Below are 549 nucleotides of genomic sequence, written 5' to 3'. Positions count from 1 at the left end.
GAACTGCCACGAACTGGCCGTCCGGGCCCTGCGCGAAGAACTCGGACTCACCAACCCCAAGGACTACTACAACAACATCGTCTTCTCCTGGTTCGGCTCCTACGTGGTGGAGGCATCCGGTTACTTCTTCGCCCACGTCAAGACACCCCTGGAAGAAGACGAGCTAGTGGCTCGGGTAGCGACAGCTGAGAACGCGTTCGAGATCGAGGACGTGGACTGGTACGACCTGGACAGGCCAACAGTCACCATGGTTCTGGGAACCTGGCAGGACGGCCCCTGGACCGCCGGCGCGGACGGGACAGGCCGCCAGTATCTGCCCCATGCCACGATGTCCCTGACACAGCTTTGGCGCGTCACCCGCCAACGCATGCTGTAGGTGCCGGTGTCGCCTTCGACGACGGGATGCGTATGGACGCCGCCTCTTTCAGTTTCGATCCCTCGAACGTCGGTCTTTTCCGGATCATTGATTGGAATGCTGGCCGTCGGCTCGATCCGGATCACAACATCGGCGAGGTGGTGAAGGTCGACAAGCGCCAGGAGTTGATGCGG

1 protein-coding gene is annotated in these 549 nt (G+C 61.4%); it reads left to right on the top strand.

Annotation, left to right across the window (positions count from 1 at the left end; all coding sequences use genetic code 11):
* Positions 1 to 376: hypothetical protein (locus tag KUM49_RS37055; protein WP_217241368.1), on the top strand; the 376-nt coding region annotated here is incomplete at its 5' end.
* Positions 377 to 549: the final 173 nt, after the last annotated feature.

The sequence above is a fragment of the Streptomyces sp. AC555_RSS877 genome, assembly GCF_019049245.1.
Classification (GTDB): Bacteria; Actinomycetota; Actinomycetes; order Streptomycetales; family Streptomycetaceae; genus Streptomyces.
This window is presented reverse-complemented; position numbering and strand designations above follow the sequence as displayed.